22 protein-coding genes are annotated in these 24,792 nt (G+C 43.2%); 10 read left to right on the top strand and 12 right to left on the bottom strand.

The window, feature by feature from the left end; all coding sequences use genetic code 11:
- Nucleotides 1-15: 15 nt before the first annotated feature.
- Nucleotides 16-1,032: a TRAP transporter substrate-binding protein gene (locus tag ABFY09_RS09615; protein ID WP_347984095.1), complete on the bottom strand. Its 1,017-nt coding sequence runs from the start codon at nucleotides 1,030-1,032 to the stop codon at nucleotides 16-18.
- Between the two features lie 333 nt (nucleotides 1,033-1,365).
- Between ABFY09_RS09615 and ABFY09_RS09610 the strand changes: the two genes are divergently transcribed.
- From ABFY09_RS09610 to ABFY09_RS09600, 3 genes are all read left to right on the top strand, one after another.
- Nucleotides 1,366-3,252, top strand: a complete 1,887-nt coding sequence (locus ABFY09_RS09610; protein WP_347984094.1) for a DUF294 nucleotidyltransferase-like domain-containing protein — start codon at nucleotides 1,366-1,368, stop codon at nucleotides 3,250-3,252.
- Nucleotides 3,253-3,915, top strand: coding sequence for a 3'-5' exonuclease (locus ABFY09_RS09605; protein ID WP_347984093.1), 663 nt, complete (start codon nucleotides 3,253-3,255; stop codon nucleotides 3,913-3,915).
- Between the two features lie 248 nt (nucleotides 3,916-4,163).
- Entirely contained in the window at nucleotides 4,164-5,042 is an 879-nt protein-coding gene (locus ABFY09_RS09600) for a DUF5677 domain-containing protein (RefSeq protein ID WP_347984092.1), read from the top strand.
- A 149-nt stretch (nucleotides 5,043-5,191) separates the two neighbouring features.
- Here the strand turns inward: ABFY09_RS09600 and ABFY09_RS09595 are convergent, their stop codons facing one another.
- From ABFY09_RS09595 to ABFY09_RS09545, 11 genes are all read right to left on the bottom strand, one after another.
- Nucleotides 5,192-5,995, bottom strand: coding sequence for a UDP-2,3-diacylglucosamine diphosphatase (locus tag ABFY09_RS09595; protein WP_347984091.1), 804 nt, complete (start codon nucleotides 5,993-5,995; stop codon nucleotides 5,192-5,194).
- 93 nt (nucleotides 5,996-6,088) lie between these two features.
- Nucleotides 6,089-7,852, bottom strand: coding sequence for a GGDEF domain-containing protein (locus tag ABFY09_RS09590; RefSeq protein ID WP_347984090.1), 1,764 nt, complete (start codon nucleotides 7,850-7,852; stop codon nucleotides 6,089-6,091).
- A gap of 202 nt (nucleotides 7,853-8,054) precedes the next feature.
- Nucleotides 8,055-8,228 carry a hypothetical protein gene (locus ABFY09_RS09585; protein ID WP_347984089.1) on the bottom strand — a complete coding sequence of 58 codons (174 nt, stop codon included), beginning with the start codon at nucleotides 8,226-8,228 and terminating at the stop codon, nucleotides 8,055-8,057.
- Nucleotides 8,229-8,336: 108 nt separating this feature from the next.
- On the bottom strand, nucleotides 8,337-9,362 hold the full coding sequence (locus ABFY09_RS09580) for an LPP20 family lipoprotein (RefSeq protein WP_347984088.1): 1,026 nt from the start codon (nucleotides 9,360-9,362) through the stop codon (nucleotides 8,337-8,339).
- 2 nt (nucleotides 9,363-9,364) lie between these two features.
- Nucleotides 9,365-9,994: a penicillin-binding protein activator LpoB gene (locus ABFY09_RS09575; protein ID WP_347984087.1), complete on the bottom strand. Its 630-nt coding sequence runs from the start codon at nucleotides 9,992-9,994 to the stop codon at nucleotides 9,365-9,367.
- A 69-nt stretch (nucleotides 9,995-10,063) separates the two neighbouring features.
- A complete protein-coding gene (locus ABFY09_RS09570) occupies nucleotides 10,064-11,722 on the bottom strand; it encodes a hypothetical protein (protein WP_347984086.1) in 1,659 nt (552 codons plus the stop codon).
- Between the two features lie 272 nt (nucleotides 11,723-11,994).
- Entirely contained in the window at nucleotides 11,995-12,477 is a 483-nt protein-coding gene (gene secB, locus ABFY09_RS09565; protein ID WP_347984085.1) for a protein-export chaperone SecB, read from the bottom strand.
- A 60-nt stretch (nucleotides 12,478-12,537) separates the two neighbouring features.
- Nucleotides 12,538-12,792, bottom strand: coding sequence for a glutaredoxin 3 (gene grxC / locus ABFY09_RS09560; protein WP_347984084.1), 255 nt, complete (start codon nucleotides 12,790-12,792; stop codon nucleotides 12,538-12,540).
- A gap of 10 nt (nucleotides 12,793-12,802) precedes the next feature.
- Nucleotides 12,803-13,219 carry a rhodanese-like domain-containing protein gene (locus tag ABFY09_RS09555; RefSeq protein WP_347984083.1) on the bottom strand — a complete coding sequence of 139 codons (417 nt, stop codon included), beginning with the start codon at nucleotides 13,217-13,219 and terminating at the stop codon, nucleotides 12,803-12,805.
- 159 nt (nucleotides 13,220-13,378) lie between these two features.
- Nucleotides 13,379-14,182, bottom strand: a complete 804-nt coding sequence (locus ABFY09_RS09550) for a DUF1338 domain-containing protein (protein WP_347984082.1) — start codon at nucleotides 14,180-14,182, stop codon at nucleotides 13,379-13,381.
- Between the two features lie 156 nt (nucleotides 14,183-14,338).
- Entirely contained in the window at nucleotides 14,339-15,184 is an 846-nt protein-coding gene (locus ABFY09_RS09545) for a LysR family transcriptional regulator (protein ID WP_347984081.1), read from the bottom strand.
- A gap of 183 nt (nucleotides 15,185-15,367) precedes the next feature.
- Between ABFY09_RS09545 and ABFY09_RS09540 the strand changes: the two genes are divergently transcribed.
- The 7 genes from ABFY09_RS09540 (at nucleotide 15,368) to ABFY09_RS09510 (ending at nucleotide 24,576) form a co-directional block, all read left to right on the top strand.
- Nucleotides 15,368-16,912: an aldehyde dehydrogenase family protein gene (locus ABFY09_RS09540; RefSeq protein ID WP_347984080.1), complete on the top strand. Its 1,545-nt coding sequence runs from the start codon at nucleotides 15,368-15,370 to the stop codon at nucleotides 16,910-16,912.
- Nucleotides 16,913-17,000: 88 nt separating this feature from the next.
- The gene (locus tag ABFY09_RS09535) at nucleotides 17,001-18,272 is read left to right on the top strand and encodes an FAD-binding oxidoreductase (RefSeq protein ID WP_347984079.1); all 1,272 of its coding nucleotides are present in this window, start codon (nucleotides 17,001-17,003) and stop codon (nucleotides 18,270-18,272) included.
- 84 nt (nucleotides 18,273-18,356) lie between these two features.
- Nucleotides 18,357-19,274, top strand: a complete 918-nt coding sequence (locus tag ABFY09_RS09530; RefSeq protein WP_347984078.1) for a LysR substrate-binding domain-containing protein — start codon at nucleotides 18,357-18,359, stop codon at nucleotides 19,272-19,274.
- 101 nt (nucleotides 19,275-19,375) lie between these two features.
- Nucleotides 19,376-20,905, top strand: coding sequence for a 2,3-bisphosphoglycerate-independent phosphoglycerate mutase (gene gpmI, locus ABFY09_RS09525; RefSeq protein WP_347984077.1), 1,530 nt, complete (start codon nucleotides 19,376-19,378; stop codon nucleotides 20,903-20,905).
- Between the two features lie 7 nt (nucleotides 20,906-20,912).
- Complete coding sequence (locus tag ABFY09_RS09520) at nucleotides 20,913-22,052, top strand: peptidoglycan DD-metalloendopeptidase family protein (protein ID WP_347984076.1); 1,140 nt, start codon at nucleotides 20,913-20,915, stop codon at nucleotides 22,050-22,052.
- Between the two features lie 119 nt (nucleotides 22,053-22,171).
- Entirely contained in the window at nucleotides 22,172-23,449 is a 1,278-nt protein-coding gene (locus tag ABFY09_RS09515) for a S41 family peptidase (protein ID WP_347984075.1), read from the top strand.
- 20 nt (nucleotides 23,450-23,469) lie between these two features.
- Nucleotides 23,470-24,576 carry a divergent polysaccharide deacetylase family protein gene (locus tag ABFY09_RS09510; RefSeq protein WP_347984074.1) on the top strand — a complete coding sequence of 369 codons (1,107 nt, stop codon included), beginning with the start codon at nucleotides 23,470-23,472 and terminating at the stop codon, nucleotides 24,574-24,576.
- Nucleotides 24,577-24,792: the final 216 nt, after the last annotated feature.

Here is a 24,792-nt window from a genome sequence, read left to right as displayed (position 1 = left end):
TTGTGTGTTTACAACTTATAGAAGACCGTTTGTTTCTAAGTAGCTTGTAATGGAATCATATACTTTCTGAGCATTTTTAGACCCCTTAGCAAACTCTTCCCATTGTGTACGGGCAATTGCACGGAACTTTTTACGCTCTTCAGCAGACCAATCATGAATGGTGATATTTGGATCAGCTTGAGCTGCTTTTACTGCGACCTGATCCGCAATATGTAATTGTGTTGTCATATCTTGAGCAAAATCACGTACTGAGACAGTAAGGATTTTTTGGATATCTGCTGGCAACTTATCCCATTTTTTTTGGTTCATTGAGATATCGATCAATGGCAAAGAATGGAAGCCAGGTTGTACAGGATGTGTCGCGATCTCATTCATGCCCGCTTTTTGGTTTGTGGAGAAAACCGTATAGTCGGCTGCATCAATAACGCCTTTACTTAGGCCTGTGAATACTTCAGAACCTGGTAGGTTTACTGGAGCAGCACCTGCAGCGGCAAATACACGTTGAACTAGACCTTCTGGAGCGCGAAGTTTCAAGCCTTTAAGATCTGCAACGCCGTTCAATGGAACACGAGAAACAAAAGACTCGACACCAGTTGTTGAACCACCGATGAATTTCACGCCATAAGGTGCATAAAGTTCAGTCATTAGCTCGTAACCACCACCGTAGTTTACATACTGTAGAAGTTGTTGAGTACTTGACCATGCGCCAACGGTATTACCGATTAGTCCAAATGCTGGATCTTTACCAGAGAAAAACTCTGTCGCAGTGATGTGGCCATCTAGGATGCCCATTTTGATTCCATCAAGGGTTTCAGTATGTTTAAAAACACTGCCTACAGGAAGTAAATCGATATGAACACGACCACCTGTCATGGCTTCAACGCGTTCCGTCCATTCTTTTTGAACTTGGAAATTTTTGTCGCCAGCTGGATCAGAAGACTGGAATTTGAATTTATAGTCTGCAGCAATGGCAGAAGTAGATAGTGCGCCAGCTAAAGTGGCAGTCAGAAGAACTGTGCTAATCTTGCTCATAATATAACTTCCTGATGATTATTTTTTTTAGGAAAAGAGTATTCAAATCCGATTATATGTTACCGGTAACTCTTGGGCAGATGTTACCGGTAACTTTTCCTTCTAGTCAAGCATTTGATGGCTAATTAAATAAAAGATCAGATAGTTGATTGATCTATATAAGAATTTAGTACCAGGAGTAGGGCGGATAACGGTAGCTGGAAATACATAAACTGCTTTCCTTAGCTTTAGACATTGGTCTAAAAAGCATTTTGTTCTGAATAATAAAAGCGCACACTTCAGATGAAGAACAGATGAAGAACAGATGAAGAACAGATGAAGAACAGATGACGAATGCTAAATGAGAAAAATAATATGGCCGCCATAGACATTCCTGAAGTGCATAAATTTATTGCGACGGTTCCCCCTTTTTCCAGTTTGAATTTAACAGAAAAGAAGCAGCTGTTGACGGGCGTGTCTATGCTGTATGTGCGCCAAGGTCAGGTTATTTCCCTCAAAAATGGCGCGGCGACAGTGCATTTAATTCGTCGAGGTGCCTTTGAAATTCGTACCCCCAAAGGCGGGCTGGTGGATCAGATCGCAGACGGTGAGTGTTTTGGTTTATCGAGTACCATGTCGCAGAATCCAGATGGTTTGCAGGTTGTGGCAATGGAAGACAGCCTTGTTTACCGATTCGAGAAAAAGCGCTTTTTAGACGCCGTGGAGCAGAATGAGGCGTTCGGCCTTTTCTTTGAGCATACGCGACACAATCGCCTCCGAAAATTATCCCGCAGCCAATCAAGTGAACTCTCTTCTCCGGCGTTGCAATTGTCTATGCCGGTGACGCAAATTATGTCTCGGCAATTGATTCAAGCCTCGCCAGATGAAAGTGTACAAACCGTTGCTATGCGTATGACGGAAGCGCGAGTTAGCTCGATTCTGGTTCTAGAGAACAAGCGCTTATTAGGCATAGTGACTGACCGAGATTTGCGTTCACGTATCTTGGCTGTGGGCGGATCATCAGACATTCCAATTGAACAAGTGATGACGAAAGATCCCGTGAGCCTGAAAACCGATGCTTTGGTAATGCAGGCTCAGACCTTAATGAGCGAAAGCAATATTCACCATTTACCGATTGTTGATGACGCGCTGAACGTGATGGGAATGCTCACGGTAGCGGATTTACTGCGCCATCAAGAGCTAAGCCCTTTGCTTTTGGTGAATCAGATTCATCGCCAGCACAGCGTGGAAGGTCTTGCGCAAACCTGTAAACAATGGCCGACCTTAACGATTAACTTGATTGTGACCGATATGAAGCCCGTTGATATCGGTAAGGTATTGGCGACGGTAAGCGATAATTTAACTCGTCGCTTAATTGAACTGGCATTAGAAACATTGGGGCCAGCGCCGATGGCGTTTCAGTTTTTAGTCTTTGGTTCACAAGCTCGTCGAGACCAATCTTTGGGGAGTGATCAAGATAATGGTTTGATGCTGGAAAGAGAGCCAACTGACGAAGAGAGTCAGTACTTCGCGATATTGGCTGAGTTTGTCTGCAATGGTCTTGGCGCTTGTGGGATTCGACTTTGTCCCGGAAACATTATGGCGAGCAACCCACAATGGCGAATGACGACCCAAGGTTGGCAGCAGAAATTTACCTCGTGGATTCAATCAGGTTCACCGAACGCTTTATTAAATGCGAGCATCTTTTTTGATATTCGTTGCGTGTATGGCGAGGCTTCTGTGGTTGATGAATTGATTCTCAAAATGCAGCAAACCATCAGTAAAAACAGCGTGTTTTTGGCGACCTTAACCCGCAGCGCATTGTCTACAAAACCTCCGTTGGGATTCTTCCGTCACTTCTTATTAGAGTCTTCTGGTGAGCATAAGCATCAGTTGGATTTGAAACACCAAGGCTTGGCCTTGATTAATGATCTCGCAAGGCTTTATGGCTTGTCTTGTCGAACCTACCGCGTGGCGACGCTGGATCGTATCGAACAGGCGATTCGGGAAAAGTTAATCAGTGTGGACACGGCACGCAACCTGATGGACGCGTGGGATCAATTAAACGAACTGCGTTTGGAAACCCAAAGAGCCCATTGGCAATCCACAGGTAAGGCCAGCGCTTATTTAGACCCTGAAAGCCTGAGTTCTTTAGAGCGTAAGCATTTAAAAACGACATTCGGCATTATTAGTGATGTGCAGGATGTGGCTCAACAACGTTTCTTGCGAGGGTACAGTTAAATGTTGGCTGGGTTAATGCAGAGTGTTAATGAACGTTGGATGTCGTATCAGGCCAGTAAGCATGTTTGGTCTGAATGGAATTATTTGATACTGGATATCGAAACATCAGGGTTAGACGCCAAGCAAGATCACATTGTCAGCGTTGGCTGGGTTTGTATTCAAAATGGTGTGATTGAGTTGGATACCGCTCGCCATATTGTGATTGAAAGCACAGATGTGGGGGAAAGCGTCGGCATTCACATGATTACGGATTCAGACATAGAGTTGCACGGAAAACGGCAAGAAAGCGTGTTGCGCTACCTTCGCCACCTTTTAAGAGATCGTATCTTAGTCATGCATCATGCGCCGCTGGAATTAAACTTTCTAAAACAAGCTTGGAAGAAAGAAGTCTTGCCTGCTTTTTCGGTGAATTGGCTAGACACATTAGCCATAGAACGCGCCAAAGCCAACAGAACCCAACAGCCAATTCAAGATGGTGGTTTTCGACTATGCGCTTGCCGAGAACGCTATGGTTTACCAGATTACGATGGTCATGACGCACTAACAGATGCTTTAGCGACAGCAGAACTGTTATTGGCTCAAATCGCCTATCAAGGCGTTGACTATCGTCTGCACGACCTCAACCAAATGGGCGGCGGAAAAACGTCCTTCACACCGCGTTAATATCTCGCCCGTCAAATCCCCTCCCATTTCTTCAAGGGGAGAGCTTATGTCTGGCTCTTGTAGGTCAGCCTTTAGGCTGACAAAGCTTTGCGCGTTTGTTCTGGTAGATAAATAAAAAGTCTTTTAGTATCAAGTAACAAGGTTTGTAATGTTGAAATAGCACTTTATAGAGATATTTGAAGTTTTTTGAAACTGTGTAAATGTGCAAGCGAACTATTAAAATATTGGCCATAAAAGAAAGTACAAGCATGGACGAAATCGAAAAAATAATAAGTCGGTACAATGAGGCATATATTGCAGATAGCTTCAGATCACTTGATGACATAAATAAGTTTACTGGTACTTTCGTAAAGGATGTTGCAGAGATCTATGATTGCATTACGAGGGTGCGAAATATTGATCGAAATCCTACTGGGTTCAATATAGAAGATGCGCCTATCTTGGGGCTGTTAACCAGAATATGGAAACTACTCAAGGAAGTCATAATTTACTACGAGAAAGATAACGCTGAAATAATAAGTATATTAGAAAGGCCATTGATTGAAGCGGCAGTAACGGCAGAGTATTTGCTAATGAGTGATTCGTCTGTAATTGAAGATTATAGAAAGTGCTCATATAAAGATCGATTAAGGATACTGCGTGAGCTAAAGGAAGGCTCTAGATTCTTTGAAACAAAGGCGGGAAAGCGACTGCTTAAATCAGTTCAAGATAAAATGGATTTAGAGGGCTTCTCAGAAGATGACTTCAAGGTACAAAAGAAAAATAGGTGGAAGCTTCAAGGGAAAACATTTTTCGACATCTTCGGTGAAATTACAGATGATGAGGATCTGTACAAATATACTTATGGAATGATGTCCGAGTCTATTCATGGATCATGGAACGAATCTATGGATTGGTGTCTCCAAAAGAACGAAGATTCAACATTCTCTGTGTATCCATTTTATCATGGTGCTGATGTTAGGTTTATATGTCCTACACTTAAATTTTGTAATGAGCCATTCAGGTTATGGTTAAAGCGGATTGATTGTGAGGATGAGAATATGATTAATGTTCTCAATTGGATTGAAAGAGTTAATACAAGGATATTTATGATTTTTGATCAAAAATACGATGGACAAGGTAGCTAACAGAGTTAGCCAGAGAGCCCTAAAGAACTCGGCTTCGTTATGTTGTCTCATCCCTGCTGACGGTGTTTTAAAAATTCATCCCACCATCTCACATCACCAAATCTTACAATCACAATGGGCTGTCTAACACAGCCCATTCTTCCATCAATTTAACTGTTTGATGGAATCGGCTCATATCCCCATTCTTCTTGCTTAGGTTCTGTTGCCAGCATTTTAGGCTGTTCAGACCAGTGCAATAAGCTGAGTTCGCCTGCGGCGGATTCGGTTAAGGCGGTGCAATGTTCGACCCAGTCGCCGTCATTGCAGTACAGGGTGCCGTCTTTCATTTTAAAAGAAGCGAAGTGAATATGACCGCAAATGTAGCCGTCTACTTTGTGGTTTTTTGCGGATTTGAGCGCGGCGGTTTCAAAGCGTTCGATAAACTCTTTGGCTTTGCTGATGTGGCTTTTTAAATAGCCTGCTAGTGACCAATATGGCAAACCAATAAAACGTCTTACACCGTTAATCCATTGATTGAGTGACAACATGAGGCCATGGGCTTTGTCGCCAATGGCGAGCATGAGTGGGCTGATTTTCACCATTTGATCGAACTCATCGCCGTGGCTCACATGGAAGGTTCGGCCGTCGGCGGTTTGGTGGCGAGCGTTCATTCTGATGTCAATACCAGACAAGGTTTGCCCAACAAACTGACGAAAGAAAGCGTCGTGGTTGCCCGGAATGTACACAACCTTGGTGCCAGATTTTGCCATCTGTAGCACTTGTTCGACGATTTGGTGGTGAGTGTCGATGAAGTAGGCTTTATGGCGCATTTCTTGTAGGTCGATGATGTCGCCAACCAGATATAAAGTATCGGTTTTAATCGTCTTCAAGAAGTCCAATAAGTGGGTTGCCTGACAGGCTTTTGTGCCTAAGTGAACATCGGAAATAAATACGGAACGAAATGTCGTCTGCATAAGCTTCTCCTCATGAGTTACCTTTAGACTAATTCCCATTTATGACAGACTTGTGTGTTCTTTATGACAATTAGATCACAATAACTAAGACGGTTATTTTGCGATTTCAAGGGAATTAGAAGGGAGAAAATGGACATAATTCCCTTCGTATTCTTTAGCCGATTTTTTCGCGTGAGCGGCCATTTCGGCCACTTGATGGTGATTGCTGCATTGTCTGGCACTGGTTTTGATGACGCCAATGGCCAAGCTCAGAATGGCGTGAAAGCGCATTTCACCTTCTCGGTTCTTGGTCCAAACACCGCCTTCTTGTAGGGTTTCTGGTGAATAGAAGTCTCTGATCTCTTGCGCGAATGCCGATAAAATCGCTTCGCATTGTGGCCTCCAGTCTTTGTCTCCAAAAATCACCACAAAATCATCGCCGCCAATATGGCCGATAAAGTTATTCTCTGGCGAGACAAAATCTTTGATAAGTGAGCCGACCAGCTGAATGACTGTGTCGCCTTTTGCATAGCCGAAAAAGTCATTAAAAGGTTTGAAATCGTTTAGGTCAAAGTACGCCACATGGAAATCTTCATCGGCTAATAAACGTCGGCTGACTTCTTTATGAATGGGTACGTTGCCGGGTAACAAAGTCAGCGGATTTGAATAGGTGGCGTTTTGTATTTTTAACTCTGTAATGCGCTTAAGTAAGTCTTTTAAATGCCCTGTTCCTGAGTATTTTCCATTACGGACAATAATAATCTCGTTGTTTAATACGTCGGCTTCTTGGTCTGTTATCAGTGTGGAAACGGTCGCAAGGCTAATGCTGCTTTCAACCACTAATGCATTGCTGGTTAATAATTGAGTGACTGGCTTTTGTTCGTATAAAGCACGGCCGTACGGCGTCGAGAAGATTTCGTGCAGTTGGTGACGACGAATAACGCCAATAGGGCAATGCTGGTGGTCGAGAATCGGAATGACAGTCAGTTCTTTGTGCTTTTTGAAATGCTTGGAAGCATCGTCTAATACGTTGTTCTCGTGCAAATAGGGCGTTGGGCGACAAAGAGATTGAACACTTTCTGAGTTCTCTGCATTGAATTGTGGTGGTTTTTTCACTTGTGTAGCCAAATCAAGGTTGGTCGCAAACTTTGGTGAATCTGTCGGGTGTCCAAGGAAGTAACCTTGCCCTAGAGTTACGCCCATTTTAATGAGGAGTGCCAATTCTTGTTTGGTTTCAATGCCTTCCGCAATGACGGTGCAATTGGTGCTCTCGGCAATACAGATTATGGCGCGGATGAATTCTTGTTTGATCTTGTCTGTATCTATGTTCTGAATAAAATGTCGATCTATTTTAACAATGTCGGGTTGCAGCTCGGACCAAAGTTGTAAACCTGAATAACCAACGCCCAAATCATCAATAGCGATTTGGAAACCTATGTCTCTGTAACCTTTGATACGGCTGTGAGTTAACTCCATACATTCGTAAGGATATTGTTCAGATAGCTCTATAATAATCTGGTTTTTGTCGATTCCGAGTTGATCAAGCTCCGATAAACTCATTTCTGATTGGTGTTCAGGAGAAAAAAATAGAGAGGCGCTAATGTTAAGAAATAGCTTACCTTCTAATGCTAATTTGGAAAATTTAGACAGGGCTTTTTTTCGGCAAAGCAGCTCTAGTTGATGTAGTTTTCCTTCTTTCTGAGCCAAATCAAATAATAGAATAGGCGAGAATAAAGCAGAGCTTTTTGGCCCACGAGATAAGGATTCATAACCATGTACTGTGCCATTGGTTAAATCGTAAATAGGTTGAAAGTAAGGGGTGATTAACTCATCTTTGAGAATCCGATCAAATAGAGCGTTATCATTGATTTGATTCATCGTTTCGCATACTTCGCCTGATTATGGATTAGCCGCGGGTTATATTATGTCGTGTTTGTGACAGACTAATGACAAGGCGAGATTGAGATAAAAGAGCAAAGGTAGGAAAGGGAAAATCTAAGGAATTGAATCAGAAAACGCTGTTACCGGATCGCTATTTTTGTTTTGCCTGTCGATCATCGGATACAGCTTGTTTAGAGTCTTACGCTGACTTTAATGGGCGGTTCACTGTTAGGTTAGTGAAAACGCTTTTAATGCGAGTAACTGCTTTTTTAATGGCACTAGCGTAATAATCTCGGCGTAGTTTGTACGCTTGTTCTACGTAGTAATCTACATCAACATTATTAAAAGTGTCGTATTTGATATCGCTTTTCATGGTGGACCTCCTATCAATTAATGAGTGTTTCAATATGGTTATGATAGGAGTTGGTCGGCTGTACATCAAACGATCATATTTCAGCTAACAGGTTAGAAAAAGTCACTCTTATTCCAGTCGTGTGAGCCAAGTAAACATGGCGTTTATTGCCTGATTTGCCCAGTTTTCAGTGGCTTTACTTTGAGCACCTTTCTGGCTTGCTGCAATGCCTCTGGCGCTGACTGTCCATGATGCTAAGCGGGAGCCGTTTGGGTCGATAAGCTCTAATGCACCTTCTTCAAACACGTAGAAACGACCGGATTGTATTTCCTGATGTTGGTCTGTTTGGCTTTGCAATGTAAATAAGCCATCGGCTTTTGGCGTGAAGCCATATTGAGATAAGGCGCTTGCCAGCTGATTCGCCTGAGCCGTGTTTGAAACATCAAAACCATAACTCAATAACGCTTGATTGAGTTGTTTTTCTGTCGCCTGAATGTCGCTGTCTGCTTTTCCTGCGAGTGTGCGCTGAGTGGAGTAAAGGCTGAGCTCTTCTTTATAGGATTTTCGTTGTGCGAAATGAGGAATGAGGCGCATATAATGAGGCCAATCCTCAGCGATTGGGTCTTGATCAGAACGCGTACTGAGTGATTTTGCTTGCTTACGAATAGTGCCATCTAAGTCGTTAAGTGCGTCGGTTAAATTGGCGATAATTCGTGATCGATCAATAGACTGTAAGGCGTAAACGTAGTTTTTTCCCACAAAGCGGTCTTCATTGAGAGCTTGTTCTAATTCAATGGGCGCTGTGGTGACTTGTGTGTAAGCGCTTTGAACTTTTAAGACTTGTTCATTGCCTTGTATTGAGGTGACTTGAGTGTCTTGGGTATTGGTTTGGCTAACTTGGGTTCTTAGCTGCTGGGCAATTTGCGCATTGCCATTTTGCTCGGCTTGAATAAATGCCAAGGCAAGGTTTTCAATGCGCGCAGAGCTACCAACACCATAAATATGTGTGTTGTCTTTCGGAGGAGAGACAACCCATTCCGGCAAGGCTTCGGCCTGCTTTGTTTTGGTGTTGGTGCCGATGCACCCCGTTAAGCTGGACAGCAAACCTAGGGTCAGCATCCAGTGAGACGGTTTAGAACCAAAGGCGCTTTTCATCTTTAGAAAAAGCCTTTATCCGCTAACTTTTTGATTTTCTTCTGGCCGTTCCATACTTCGCGGTTGGTGGTCATATCAATCAGTTTTAAATCCACTTGGTAGAAGCTCACGCGTTGGTCGCCATTTGAATCAACGATAGAGTTAATGGTGCCGGATAAAGCAAAACCTGCACCTTGCTCTAGACCAAATTGAGCCACAGTGTCTGGTGCAGCGTTGAGTGCTTGTTCTTCACGTTCGTTGCGGATTTCTTCCCGCTCTTCACCTGATACAACAAAGTCCACTTTGTCTGCCCGTAATAGGCTGCGTTTGATGTCATTTACGAAGGTATCAACAGGGATGTGCTCAGAGGTTTTGTTGCGAATGGTCTGAACAATGACGGTTGGATTGCCTTTTTGGCTGAAGTTGTAATCACGGAACCATGGGAAAGTGAGCATGTCTCCCATCATTTCTTCCGCGACAAGGCGTGAATCTGTATCGTTCCAACGGTCAGAAAGCGCGACTTCTTCGTTCACATCAAGGCGTTTCACACTGCCACTGGAGCATGCTGTTAATACGATAAGCATGGAAAGGGTGACAAAATTTCTGAGTGAAACTTGTGACCATAAAGGCATTTTAATCTTGCTTGTGTGCATAATATTTTCCTTACGTTCGATTTTCCCAATACTCATTTTGCGTAATGTTAAAGGGGTAGTGTAATCAATTTAGTCTGGGTTGCGTAGATTCCATATCTTTATTTTGTTGGCTTCCAGTGAGACCTCGCCCAGTGAAAATTGTTTCTCATTTATTCGGTAATTTGGTGAGTAATTCCCAGGTGGAAGCGGCTCTCTTGTTAGTCTTATTTGCGCTGGTAGTGTTAGCCAATTACGTGTGTCAGCAGCCGAAGAGGCAAACACAGCAACTTGTCCAATTAAACCTAACAGCAAGCTGGCGCTATCATCTTCGACATTCGCAGCGACTTGGTAAGCCAGCCAACTACGCAGCAACTCACGGATCAGGCCTTCATAAATGTCTCGTTGTGCTTGCGCTAGCTGCTCTTGAAAAGCGATGTCGGCCAAGGATGTCATTCTTACGCTCTGTGATGTTCTGGCATTGTTCACTTCTAATACAGGTTGGTTATTATTCAATTTGAAGCGCGAATAATAAGGCACAGTGACACGAATGGTCTGACGTGTCAGTAAGGAGTCTACGTTGGCGGCTTCAAGTTGTCGCCATACTGGGCGACCTAGAATCACTCGTTTGGTAAAGATGCCAGAAAAGGTTCCCCAAGCGCCGCCCGCTTTATAGTTGGCGATGAGGTTGAGTGGATTAATATCCGCATACACCATGGTAAACCAGCGAAATGCATCGTTTTCTTCTATTCTTCCGCCGCCATGAAGAGGCTCTAGTATTAAGGAATAAGCTCGTGGATCAGCGTAAAGCAAGAGTGTCATTTCTTCTTTGTGAGGAATGAAGCCTTGGTGCTCTAAAACAACCAATTCTGAACTCTTGTTTTGGTATTTTTCTAGAGTGCTTTGCATGCTTGAGGTAAGCTTCTCGGTGATTTTTTTGTCGATCTCATCTTGGCTGAAACCGCCTTTTTGCATCATCCGAATCGTATCCAGCCACGCCCGCTCCGTGGTTAAGTCGGATAAAGCATATTGTTTAGCGTAACCGGCTTCATAAAGTTCGGCTGCTTTCTGGTAGCTGATTCTGGCATCATCGAATTCTTGGCTGTTTTCGTACTGCAAGCCTTCCATGTAACGGGCCCAAGCGTCATCACGGTAGAGGTATTTATCTGTGTCTCGTCCGCCCGCATAAAAGTCACCTAACCAGTTTAGAGCTTTCAGATAAAAGGCTTGGTTGTTTTTGTCGTCTAAGTCTTGGTAACTTGGGTTTTGTGCTCGAATTTCATTGAGCTTGATGTCTATGCGTCGTATTTCAACCAAAGCTGCATCTTGCAGTTTGAGTTTTTCAGTAGATGTTTTGGCTTGTTCTGCTAAGGCGAGGTAGTTGAGGGATTTTAAGTAGCTGATATAAACGCGTTCTAGGCCGTTGCCGCGATAATTGCTTTGTCTTGGGTTGCTGAGTAAGGCCCAAGATCGGTTGGAAAAACTGTCTTTTAGAAAGGTGTCGCTCAGCGATTCGGCTTGTTCCAATAAATCGTTGCTGCGTTCGTAATTACCTTGGTTTTGTGCCAGCGTGCCGATTTCCAAATAATAAAGAAGCTGGTCTTGGGGGGTGTTTAAAACAGGTTCTAGGGTGTTTTCTGCTTTAGCCCAATTGCCTTCTTTTGCAAGGTTTAATCCTTCGTCGATACTTTGCTTATAAGTCGCACATCCGCTGAGCATCGCGACAAGAAACCAAAGAAGAGCCTTCCGCACGCTAGATTCCTTTCTCTAAAAACTGGTTAACAATTAGAACAGCAAAAAGCGAGAAACAGCCAAGGTAGAGAATCAACCAACGAACTTTAAGGCAATATGGACAAGGCTTTTTCTTTTTCATCACAATTTCCATTCTAGTGTAAGGCGCTAAAGAATAAACAGGGCTTTCCTTTGGTAAGCTCGGGTAATGATACAAAAAAAGGAGACTTAAGTAGTCTCCTTTTTTAATGGCGATCTATTTTTAAGTAGAGCGCTTTAATACCTAACTTCGCTTACTGCTGTGTTTCAGCCTGTTGCTTTTGTAGGCTTTCAACATACAGTGCATCGAAATTGATTGGTGCAAGCATAAGAGGAGAGAAGCTACCTTTTACGACAACTGCATCAATGTTTTCTCGAGCGTACGGGAAAAGTGTCGCTGGGCAGAATGCACCCAAAGCGTGGTGTAGTTGTTGGTCGTCTAGACCAGAAATTACAAATAAACCACCTTGTTGAACTTGAACTAGGTAAGCAGATTCACCTTTGTTCTTCACAGTAACTGTGATTTCTAGAACTACTTCGTAAACGTTTTCACCAACTTGGCGGCTTTTCGTGTTCAGCTCCATGCCAACTTCTGGCTTCCACTCTTCTTGGAAAACCATAGGAGAGCGAGGAGACTCGAAAGAAATATCTTTTAGGAAAACGCGCTGCATAGATAGTTGTGGTGTCGGTGCTTCTTGTGTTTCTGCTGCTGCGTTTGTTTCTGTTGCCTCTGGCATGATTGCTCCTTTCTTATATCGTTAGACTAGTATGTTGCTGCAATTTTAATGAAAAAATGCTTATTTATTGAGTAAACCATCAAGCTGCTTTTTATGCTCTAGATCGTAAAGATCATCGCAGCCACCAATGTGTTTCTCGCCAATCCATATCTGAGGAACAGAAGTACGGCCACTTTTCTTCGTCATTTCTGCACGAACTTTCGGCGCGCCGTCGACTCGGATTTCTTTATAATCTACATTTTTAGACGAAAGCAGTTGTTTTGCTCTTGTGCAAAATGGGCAGTAATTGCTTGAGTATATCGTTACAGTAGCCATTATGTGCTTCTTATCCTTTTACTAAAGGTAGGTTTGATGATTGCCATTCTGCAATCCCACCTTGAAGTTTAAATACTTTGAAACCTTCTTTTTTAAGGTCTTTTGCCGTTGCACCAGAAGTCATTCCTGATTTGCATACAATAATGATTGGGACTTCTTTGTGTTTCTCAAGTAGATTGAGATTTTCTTTTACTTTAGCGGCAGGGATGTTGATTGCGCCTGTGATGTGTCCTGTCGAGAACTCTTTGGCTGGACGAGTGTCGACCATAACCGCGTTGTCTGAGTTCATCAGATTAGTTGCCGCAGAAGGCGAAAGAGCCTGAGCCCCATTTTTACTTTCAACAAAAATAACAGTAGTCAGAATCGCAAGGAAAACAGCGACCATTTCCCAGTGGTTTAGTGAGAATTCAATAAGTTGGTTCATCATAATCTTAAAGCCTAGTTAAAAACTGTCCGCATTATACACGGCAAGCGGAATCGGTACATACTCTCAAATTAAGGTGACAAAGATATGATGGTCGAGAAAGAAAGAGTGAAGCAGGCAGAAAAAGAAAACGAGCTTTACAGCTCGTTTCAGGAGTGGCTTTTATTTGGTGTTGGTTGAGTCAAAGATTTTGTCTGCGTTACCTTCAATAAAACTGTCAAATAAAGAGCCATTCGGTTGAACATGACGACGGGCAAACTCGTAGAAACAGCTTGGGATGCTCTTTTCGATACCGTCTGAAAAGATGTAGGTGATTTTATCAGCCATAGTCGATGATTGCTCTAAGAATGAAGTCGGTGAGCCTTTGACTAGCCCGCCAACTTTGTTAAGTGCGTAACCTTCATTTTGTAAGAGAGAGTTTACCGACTCAATGGTTGGGAATTGTTTTAAATGATTAATGCTAACCGTGAAGTGGTTTGCTTGTAAGCCTATCGTAGATAACCAGGCTGCGTACTCACTGTGTTCAGCTAATGTTGCGTATTCTTCTGATGTCGGTGTTCCCCATAACTTTCCAGCCCAAAAAATCGCAGGGCTTTGTACGGCATCTGCTGGAATCTGACCAATAAACTTAGCAATAATGGCTTGGCAGTTTTCTGGTAGTTCTTCGACTAGGAGTTCAGACAAAAAAATCTTTGGAGAATCGGCATCTGTTTCATGTTTATAACAACGTGCTTTTAGGTGTTTGCTCTCAAAACGAAAAGCACCGTAAGCCTTATAGCCAATTGCCTTAAGTTGAGGTTCTAATTTTTCCAATGCAACAGGGGAATTATTAAAAGTACGAAATGCCACATGATCGTTTAATACTGTCTCGCCATGGCTTTCAAATAATTTTTGAATGCGTTGAGCTTGAGGTGTTACCTGAGTGTAGCTATCCCATAACGCATTAAAAAAATCAGACGGTTTCATAATAGAAGTCCTGCAATAAAGCGGTTTTCGTTAAACAATTTACCCACTCTAAAGTAGTTAGGGGGAGAGGTGCAAAAGATATAAAAGCATTATGTGATTCGTAAAAAGCATGCGAGCTGATATCTAAGATGTGACATTCTTCAAAATATTTTTTGTCTATCTATTGATAAAAAGTTGCTGTCTAGCAGACAAAATAGTATCGATTAAATGAGCCGGAAAGCTGCGTTCTTTATTGTGAGCCAGTCCAACAACGCGTTTTAGCTTTACATCGTTGAGTGGTCTTAAGCACAGATCACTTCGTCCTCTTGATGAATGTTCGGGTATCAGGGAAATCCCCAAGCCTGCTGCTACCAGGTCAAGTGCGTATTCTTCTGTTTTTACTTCTGCTCGCACGTCAGTGGTGAGCTCCTGCTTTTGCATTAGGTAATTCCATGACTCCAAAATGTCGCAGGGAGTACGAGAGATAAAGGGTTGTTTATCAATTTGTTTAAGAGATAAAGATGAGAAGTCAGCAAGCCAGTGGTTTAAAGGCATAGCAATAACATAATCATCCTCCCAAATAGGGTAGAAAAGGTCTTCTTCAGTGGTATAGCGCTCACAAGTAAATCTCAAATCTGCGCTTTCTGATTTATCGACCAGTTTTAGGGTTAAGCCTGGCACTTCATCTAATAGTGTTTTGATGACTTGACTAATAAGCGCACCTGATAAAAAGGGTGCCAATGAAATAGATAAGGTGATGGGCGTAGGCGAGTTAGCGAATAGGTTACGAATGCCGCTGAGGTCGGTAACCATTTTGCACGCGTGCGGGTACAGCTGAGAGCCACTGTCTGTTGGTGATACGCCTTTTGAATGTCGAACAAATAACTTGGTGCCGAGGTGTTCTTCTAATTGTGAGACCGTCGTCGAAATAGAAGGTTGGGCGACAAAACAGCGTTTGGCAGCCGCACTTAGGCTTCGCTCTTCATAAACAGCAATAAAGTATCGTAATGAACGAATATCCATGTTTGCTCTCCTCTTATCTTCGTACTTTCAATATACCTATAGAGTTGTTGTCTTGGCTATAGGTAAAAACTAGACCATAGGCAGGAAATGGGTATTTCTCATTATGTTTTAGGCTCGTTATTGTGAATAGCATCGAAAAGTTATTTTTTAATCCATTAGGAAAATATTTTTAAGAGGTTGCATATGTCATTAACTTGCTTAGATACATTAGGAATGAATACGCTGAAAAAGAACGGTGTGTTTTGTAGTCAGTTAACTGGCAATACTGAATTATTAGGGGAGGGCAATGCGTTTTCTGTTCGCAGTCCGATTGATGGTGTGGCGTTGTCTACTTTCAACAACGCTACTACTGATCAATTAAATAGCGTCAATGTGGAGTTAAACGCAGCTTTTAAGGTGCTGCGCACTATACCAGCTCCACGTCGTGGTGAGTTAGTGCGCAGTATTGGTGATGAAGCCCGTAAATACAAAAATGAACTTGCTGAAATTATTTCTCTAGAAGCCGGAAAGATAACGCCCGAAGCATTGGGAGAAGTTCAGGAATGGATCGACGTATGCGATTTTGCTGTTGGTCAATCACGAATGCTGCATGGCTTGTCTATTGTGTCTGAGCGACCAGGGCATCGTATGATGGAGCAATGGCAGCCGTTGGGGCCTATTGCCGTTATTACGGCGTTCAACTTTCCTATGGCCGTTTGGGCGTGGAATACCATGCTGAGTTTAATTTGTGGCAACCCTGTATTGTTAAAACCGTCTGAAAAAGCACCTTTATGTGCTTTGGCTATGTATAAAATTGCACAAAATGTTATTGCAGATATGCCGGATATTCCAAAGGCTGCGGTTTCCGTGATGATCGGTGACCGTGATTTGGGGGAAGCGATTGCAGCAAGCGAGACCTTCCCATTGGTTTCTGCAACGGGTTCTACAGCGATGGGGAGAGCAGTGGCAAAAACCGTTGCTGGTCGCCTTGGACGCTCTCTGTTAGAGCTTGGTGGGAACAATGCCATGATAGTGTCTGAAAGTGCAGATCTCGATCTAGCTTTACGAGCCATTGTCTTTTCCGCTGCGGGCACGGCTGGGCAGCGTTGTACAACTTTGCGCCGTCTGATCGTTCATGAGTCTGTTGTGGATGGTTTGGTTGAGCGTTTGGCGAAGTCTTATGCTTCTTTGCCTATCGGTAACCCATTAATCGAAGGTAACTTGGTTGGTCCACTGATTGACGAGAATAGTTTTAATCGTATGCAAGCAGCATTAGCGTCGGCGCAACAACAGGGTGGAGACATTATTTGTGGTGGTGAGCGAGTAATAGACAATGTGCCAACGGGTGGCTTTTACGTGAAGCCTGCCATTGTACGTATTGCTCACGATGCTCCTATTGTTCATGAAGAAACCTTCGCACCTATTTTATATGTTTTGACGTACCAATCCTTTGAAGATGCGATAGATATCCAGAATGAAGTTCCTCAAGGCTTATCGTCTGCTGTTTTTACGGAGAGCATGCGTGAAGCAGAGTTGTTTATGTCTCCTGTAGGGTCTGATTGTGGTATTGCTAATGTCAACATTGGTACATCGGGAGCGGAAATTGGTGGTGCATTTGGTGGTGAAAAAGAAACAGGTGGTGGTCGCGAATCGGGCTCCGATGCATGGAGAAATTACATGCGCCGAACAACGAATACGGTGAATTATGGTGGTGATTTACCTTTGGCTCAAGGCATCGTTTTTGCTTAATAGAATGGGTGAAAGTTCTATGTGGGCGATCTCTAGGTAGGTGTTTTTTTAATAATAATGATATGCAATCGCGTAAGAGGGTTTTGATATGCCTGAACAGTTATGTGATTCCTTGTGGCGTGCTAGTTCCGTAAAGGCACCTGAGTTAGCGCAGTTAGAAGGCCGTTTGTCTTTTGATGTTGCCATTGTTGGTGGTGGTTTTACTGGATTGTCTGCAGCTTTGCATTTGGCAAAGCAGGGCATCTCGGTTGTTGTTGTTGAAGCGCAAGAGATTGGTTTTGGTGGCTCTGGGCGGAATGTAGGGTTAGCGAATGCTGGGCTGTGGCTTGAGCCAGATCAACTCGATAAGGCGATTGGTGCTGAAGCTGGTAAAACACTCTACGATGCTTTGGCTGTAGCACCGGATTATGTCTTTGGGTTAATTGATGCATACGATATCGATTGTGAGGCTGTCCGTCATGGCACTTTGCATGCTGGTGTAGGCAAGTTAGGGCTGGCACAACTAGAGCGCCGTTATGAGCAAATGGCTCGCCGTGGTGCTCCTGTCACCTTGTTGAATGCTGCTGACGCTCAATCTCGGATTGGATCAGAAAAGTTTAATTCAGCTTTGTTTGACCCAAGAGCAGGCACGATTCAACCTTTGGCTTATGCAAGAGGGTTAGCTTACGCGGCGATAAAAGAAGGTGCTCAATTATTTGATTATTCTCCTGTAAGTAAAATTGAACCAACTCAAGATGGCTGGTCGCTTCAAACAGAAAAAGGGGAGGTGCAGGCAGGTAAAGTTATTTTGGCCACTAATGCTTATTGCGAATATGGAATCAAAGATCAGGCGCGAAAATTTGTGCCTATCTTTTATTCTCAACTGGCAAGTAAGCCTCTGACAGAGCAACAACTTGTTCAGGTTTTACCCAATAAAGAAGGCGTTTGGGATACTTGTACTGTGATGAGCTCGTTTCGTTTAGACAAACAAGGACGGTTTATTTTCGGAGGAATGGGAGGTCAGGGTAATATTTTATCTAATTGGGCTTCTCAGCGAGTGACAGAGATGTTTCCTGCTTTAGGTAAATTGGAATGGGATTATTGCTGGACGGGTAAAATTGCATACAGTGAAGATCACTTACCCCATTGTCAGCAACTACAAAATGGCTTGTTTAGTGTGGCTGGCTACAGTGGACGAGGCATTGGTCCAGGTACTGTTATTGGCGCAGAGTTAGCTCAATGGTTAACAGGACAACGAGAGGACTTATCAATTCCAACAACCTTATTAAGGGACATACCTTTTAGAGAACTGAAGCGAATGTGTTACGAAGTAGGTGCTCGTACTTATCATCTTGGGCAACAAACTCATGCTTTAGGTTAGGTGTATCGGGCATATTTCAGAGTATTAAGCGGTTGGGAATACAATTAATATAGGATAAAGTGGTGGTCTTCTGTATTGGATTTTATGAGTAACGTCTGGATGCGCCGCTATATCCCATCATCAACGGCTTTAAAATGTTTTGAAGCCTCCGTTCGTCATTTGAGTTTTACCAAAGCGGCTGAAGAGCTTTATCTCACTCAAAGTGCTGTCAGCCGCCAAATACGTAACTTGGAAGAGTTTCTCGCACGGGACTTGTTTATTCGGCTTAATAAGAGGCTAGTGTTGACAGGTTCTGGAGCGGCTTATTACAAAGAAGTGGTGCCTTTGCTTGATGGAATGGAAAGCGCATGTTTGCGTATGTTGCATCGAGAAGATGAGAAAATCACGTTAACAATTTCTTCCTTACCGACATTGGCTTCTTATTGGTTAATGCCTCGTCTTGCTGGGTTCCAAGCGGAATACCCTCAGTTCCAAGTCAAAGTCCAATCGCTAGATGATGCAGCGAAAATCGACCCTGACAATATCGATATTATTTTACATTACGGCGGCGATCATTGGCCGAGAGCCGTTTCTCATCAGCTTATACGCGAGCAAGTGGTTGCTGTTTGTTCTCCTGAGTTATTAATGAGAGTCGGCGGCGAAGAGCGCAAAGAATGGCATGTTGAAGACGTTACCTTGTTTCCTTTTTTGCATCTGTCGTCACGCATTAATGCATGGCCTGATTGGATGGTGGCGCAAGGATTAGAAAGTGGATCGTTTTCAGGCGCATCTTTTGCGCATTTTCATATGGTATTGGAAGCCGCCAAAAATGGCATGGGGATTGCCATTTTGCCGAGTATTTTGGCTGAAAGAAGCTTACAAATTGGGGATCTGGTTGCACCGTTTGGCGAGCAAGTGATAACACCCCATGAATACCTTTTATCTTACCCTGCTGATAAAGCGGATTTAGAGCAAGTCATGATTTTCCGTGACTGGTTGTTGGCGAAAATGAAGGCGTCATAACTAAAATTAATAATCTGAATAGGCAAGGTGTGCTGTAACAAAATTACAAGCCTGTGGTAGTATCAAATGATAATCACGATCAATTTGCGGGATAGATTACTATGAACAAAAAAACGACAGCACTTTTTATTCTTGATGGCTGGGGATACAGCGAAACGTCTAAATCTAATGCGATTACAGCGGCCAATACGCCGAATTGGGATGCGCTTTGGAATGATCGCCCACACTCTTTGATTAAAACATCAGGTATGGCGGTTGGCCTTCCTGATGGACAAATGGGTAACTCTGAAGTTGGTCATATGAACATAGGTGCAGGTCGTATTGTTTATCAAAACTTTACGCGTATCGGTAAGGCGATTGAAGATGGTTCTTTCTTCGAAAATGATGCATTGGTTAGCGCTGTCGATAAAGCGGTTAAAGCGGATAAAGCGGTTCATATCTTAGGTCTATTATCAGCGGGTGGTGTTCATAGTCATCATGAGCAAATCATGGCAGCCTGTGAATTGGCTGTAAAACGTGGCGCAACAAAAATATACGTTCACGGTTTTACTGATGGTCGAGATACGCCACCACGTTCGGCTCAAGCTCCTATTGCTGAATTAGAAGCAAAATTGGCTGAGTTAGGTGTGGGTAAAATTGCAACGCTTACTGGTCGTTACTTTGCCATGGACCGTGATAATCGTTGGGACCGAGTGCAAACTTGCTACGATGCGATTGTGCTGGGTAAAGGTCAATTCCAAGCCGCGAGTGCCCAAGAAGCCGTTCAAGCGGCTTATGACCGTGATGAAAATGATGAATTTGTTAAAGCCAGTGTGATTGGTGATGCGGTTCCTCTAGAAGATGGCGATTCAATCATCTTCGCTAACTTCCGCCCAGACCGTGCTCGTCAATTAACTCGTGCTTTCACTGACGCTGGTTTTGCTGGTTTTGAGAGAGCGGCGACACCTAGTTTAGCGGGCTTTGTTACCTTTACTGAGTTTGCATCTGATATTGCGGCGGATGTGGCTTTTCCTCCTATCGCTTTGAGCAATACTTATGGTGAAGTGTTGGCTAAGAGTGGCAAGAAACAATTGAGAATTGCGGAAACTGAGAAGTACGCACACGTTACTTTCTTCTTTAATGGCGGTGAAGAGTCTCTATTTGAAGGTGAAGAGCGCGAACTGATTGCTTCGCCAGATGTGGCAACGTATGACTTGCAACCAGAAATGAGTGCCCCTGAGGTAACAGATAAGTTAGTTGAAGTAATTGAAGCTGGTAAATACGACACGATTGTTTGTAACTTTGCGAATGGTGACATGGTTGGTCACAGTGGTGTTTTTGATGCGGCGGTAAAAGCTGTTGAAGCGGTAGATGCTTGTCTGGGTCGTATTCTTGACGCTCTAAAAGTAAATGGCGGCCAATGTTTGATTACGGCGGATCACGGTAATGTTGAACAGATGTTAAGCGAAGATGGCTCGCAACCATTAACGTCTCATACTATTGGCCCTGTGCCATTGGTATTGGTATCTCCAACAGAAGGTTTGGCTCTAAAAGAAGGGGCCTTGTGTGACCTTGCTCCAACATTGTTGGATATGATGGGTCTTGAGCAGCCAGCCGAAATGACAGGCGTAAGCTTACTTACCCGCTCATGAGGTTAAAATGAAAGTAATAACTCGCGGCTTTTTATTGTGTTTGATGATGTTGTCCAGCTTTGGCTGGGCTGCAGGTGAGCCACAAACGCCCGCGGAAGCAAAACAGCAAATTCAGGCTTTGCAAAAAGATCTGCAAAAACTGAACTCGTGGCTGAAGAGTCTTAAATCAGAACGATCTAGTGTAGAAAATCAACTTGAAGGCAAAGAAAAAGAGATTCAAGACCTACTGAAAAAGATCCAGACGATTCAAGAAAGTCTCAAGAAAGGAGAAAAGCAGCTGAGCGAGTTACGCGTCCAGCAGCGGTCACTTCAACTGAGTATTCAGCAACAAAACGAGCAAATAGCCGCCCAATTAAGGGCGGTTTATCGTTCCGGTGATGAAGAAAGTATTAAGCTCTTACTGAATGGTGATGACTCAGAAGATTCAGAGCGTTTGGTTCAATACAATAGGTACTTTTCCACGGCTCGTCAGTCTTTGATAAATGGTTTTATAAATGAGGTAAGCGATTTAAATCTCGTTGAGAAAAGCATTCGCAGTCATCGTGCTCAGCAAGCCAGAGAAGAAGTCGCTCTAAAAGAAGAAAGGACAAGGCTGACAGGGCAGCAAGCAGAAAGACATAGTTTATTGGCTAAATTGAATAAAGATTTAGCAAATGGAGATAAACGCTCCCAGCAGCTATTGAAAGATCAGCAAAACCTACAAAATATGTTAAAACGTTTGGAAGAAGCGTTAGTCGATATTCAAATTCCTGACCCAGATGTGCCTTTTGCTTCACAGCGAGGAAAGTTAGTTCGGCCTTTAAATAAGATCACTCGCTTGCCTTCAGATGGCAGTATTAATTTGGGTGGTGTGACATTGAAGGCGAAAGAAGGGGAGCCAGTTCGTGCAATTTTTCAAGGACGAGTTGTTTTCTCTGATTGGATGCGAGGTTTTGGTTTTCTGCTAATTTTAGATCATGGTGACGGTTATATGTCACTATATGGCTACAACCAAAGCTTACTGAAAGATGTTGGTGAGTGGGTTGGCGCTAATGATGTCGTTGCTATGACTGGCAGTTCAGGTGGACGACAAGATTCGGCTCTATTTTTTGCAATTCGTCATAATGGAACACCTTTAACACCTCTTTCTTGGGTTGTGTCTGGTTAGCGGTTTCCATATCTAATACATTTAGCATTGGTCTGATGAGCTATTTTAACGAGACTTATGCTCGATAATTCGCAGCCGCTTAATTGGCTAGAAACATATAAACAGTAACAGGTATAAATATGATCAAAAGTTTGTGTCAACGAATTTCCAGTCTGTTCATGGCTCTGATGCTGTTGCCTATTCTGTTTTCTAGTATTCAGGCAAAAGACGCTTTACCTACGGCCGAGATTCAGTCTTTCGTTGAGACTTTTGAAACCATACACGAAGGCTACGTTGAAACGCTTTCTGACGAAGACATACTACGCAAAGCATTGAAAGGCATGGTGTCTGGCCTTGACCCTCATTCTGAATATTTCACCAAAAGCGAACTGGCAGACTTTGATGAGCTTACATCAGGGAATTACGCTGGTATTGGCGTAGAAGTCGAGATGAAAGATAAGATCTTGACGATTATTGCTCCGATTGATGGCTCTCCCGCGGCAGAAGCCGGTATCTTACCCGGTGACGTTATTATCCGAATCGACAGCACATTGATTTCCGATTTAAGTATGCAGGACATTGTTGGCTTAATGCGTGGGGATGTTGGTTCTAAAGTGAAGTTGGCAATAGAGCGTGAGGGCGAAATCAAAAATTATGAGCTGACTCGTAGACTGGTGGAAGACGCAAGTGTATCGAGTAAATGGTTAGGCAATGGTATTGCCTATTTTCGTATCAGCCAGTTTCAAAGTGACAGTAGTCGAGAATTTTCTAATGAGATTAAAACGATGACCAAAGAGAGGCCCATTCAAGCGGTTGTTTTGGACCTTCGTAATAATCCAGGCGGTGTTTTACAAAGTGCGGTGGGCATAGTTGATGCTTTTGTTGATAAAGGCTTAATTGTCTACACAAAAGGCAGGCACGAGCTTTCTAGAAGTGAATTTACGGCCATTGAGAAAAACACCTTATTAGGAAAAGTTCCGGTAGTTGTTTTGATTAATGAAGGCTCCGCTTCTGCATCTGAAATTGTTGCGGGTGCTTTGCAAGACCATAATCGAGCGGTGGTTTTAGGAACGGAAAGCTTCGGTAAAGGTTCCGTTCAAACAGTTATTCCTCTATCAAATGGCGATGCCGTGAAGTTAACGACAGCGCTTTATTACACGCCAAATGGCCGCTCTATTCAAGCTCAAGGCATTACGCCTGATCTCATTGTGCCGCAGGCGACTTTGTCTGTGGAAAAAGGTCAGTTCTTCGTCAAAGAAGCCGAGTTAAAAGGTCATTTAAGCAATGGTACTGGTGGTGAAGAGCGAACAAGCGCTGACGCTCAACCCGAGATTGGTGAGCTAGCAAGCTCGGATTTTCAGTTATTTCAAGCTGTGAGTATTTTGAAAACCTTGCCGAAGTTAGTTCAAATCCAGTGATTTCTTATTCAAAACAATTTATGCCTCTCTACGCGTTAAAAGGCTCCTGCAAAACTTGGTTTACTGGGGGGCTTTTTTTATTTTTTTCTGTTACCTGTGCCGCCGCAGAATTCAATGATGAAACCTCTACTCTTGTGCATCCTGAGTCGCTTGGCCCTGTCATAGGAAAGTCTCAAGGTGACGTGGAGTTTTTTGGTGAGCCAATTATTTACGCTACTAAGCCTTGGCAACCAGCGCTTGTGCCTTTTTTGGATGAGCAGCTGAAATATGAGGCGTTGAAAAATGCATTACCCAAGGCTCAATCGACTGATGAGCTACCATTAGTAGAAGGGCCACAAAACTCAGCACCAGAGCCAGTTATTGCTTCTGAGGCTGAGGTTGAAGTGGATCAAGAAAAGATTTTGCCTCCTGATACAGAGGCTGTGGATATTTACCCAGAGCAAGCTGTTATCGCCATTTTGATTGATGATTTGGGTTACAACCGACAAGGTATGGAAACCTCTCTCGCATTACCTAAAGAAGTGGCTCTCGCGATCTTGCCAGAGACACCTTATGCACAAAAAACGGCTATTACCTCTCAGGAGCAGCAACGCATTACCTTATTGCACGCTCCTATGGAAAACCAGCGAGAGTTGGCGCTTGGCCCCGGCGGCTTATATGCAAAGATGACAAAAGAAGAGTTGAAGACGACACTAAAACAAAATCTTGATGGTTTGCCTGGAGTTCAGGGTGTTAATAATCATATGGGAAGTTTACTCACAACGAAAGCAGACTCGATGACGTGGGTAATGGAGGTGTTACAAGGTCGTTCGCTTTTCTTTATCGACAGTTTAACTAGCTCAAAAAGTGTCGCGGAAAAAATAGCGAAAGAGCATGGTTTGAAAACAGTGACACGAGATGTGTTCCTAGACAATATTCGTACTGAACAAGCGATTGATAAGCAGTTCTCTCGTTTGATAAAGCTTGCTCGACGCCATGGTAGTGCGCTGGCAATTGGTCATCCTTATCCAGAAACAACGTCCTATCTTAAAAAACGTTTAGAAAGCTTAGAGCAAGACGGTGTTGTTCTCGTTCCTCTATCGAGGATTCTATTGACTCCTGATTTAGCGGAGTCCTCAAATAAATAGAAAATTCTGTTCTATTTAAGTGACAAATCCTGCTTGAGGGTCTTTATCTAGTGATTTGTTTCTCATCTTTTTCATAAGGCAAAATATAATTCTTTTTTTTGTGTTTTATTGGCGCACTAGCGTTGAGCAATTTTTAATCATGAGTTCAGCTTGTAGCATTGAGATGGTGCACATTATTTGAGCTTTCATGAGTATTTTTTTTCATCCCCCTGCTTT

This window comes from Marinomonas sp. 5E14-1 (genome assembly GCF_039939215.1).
Classification (GTDB): Bacteria; Pseudomonadota; Gammaproteobacteria; order Pseudomonadales; family Marinomonadaceae; genus Marinomonas.
The sequence above is the reverse complement of the archived record's forward strand: the minus strand, read 5'-3'. Positions and strand labels throughout refer to the sequence as shown.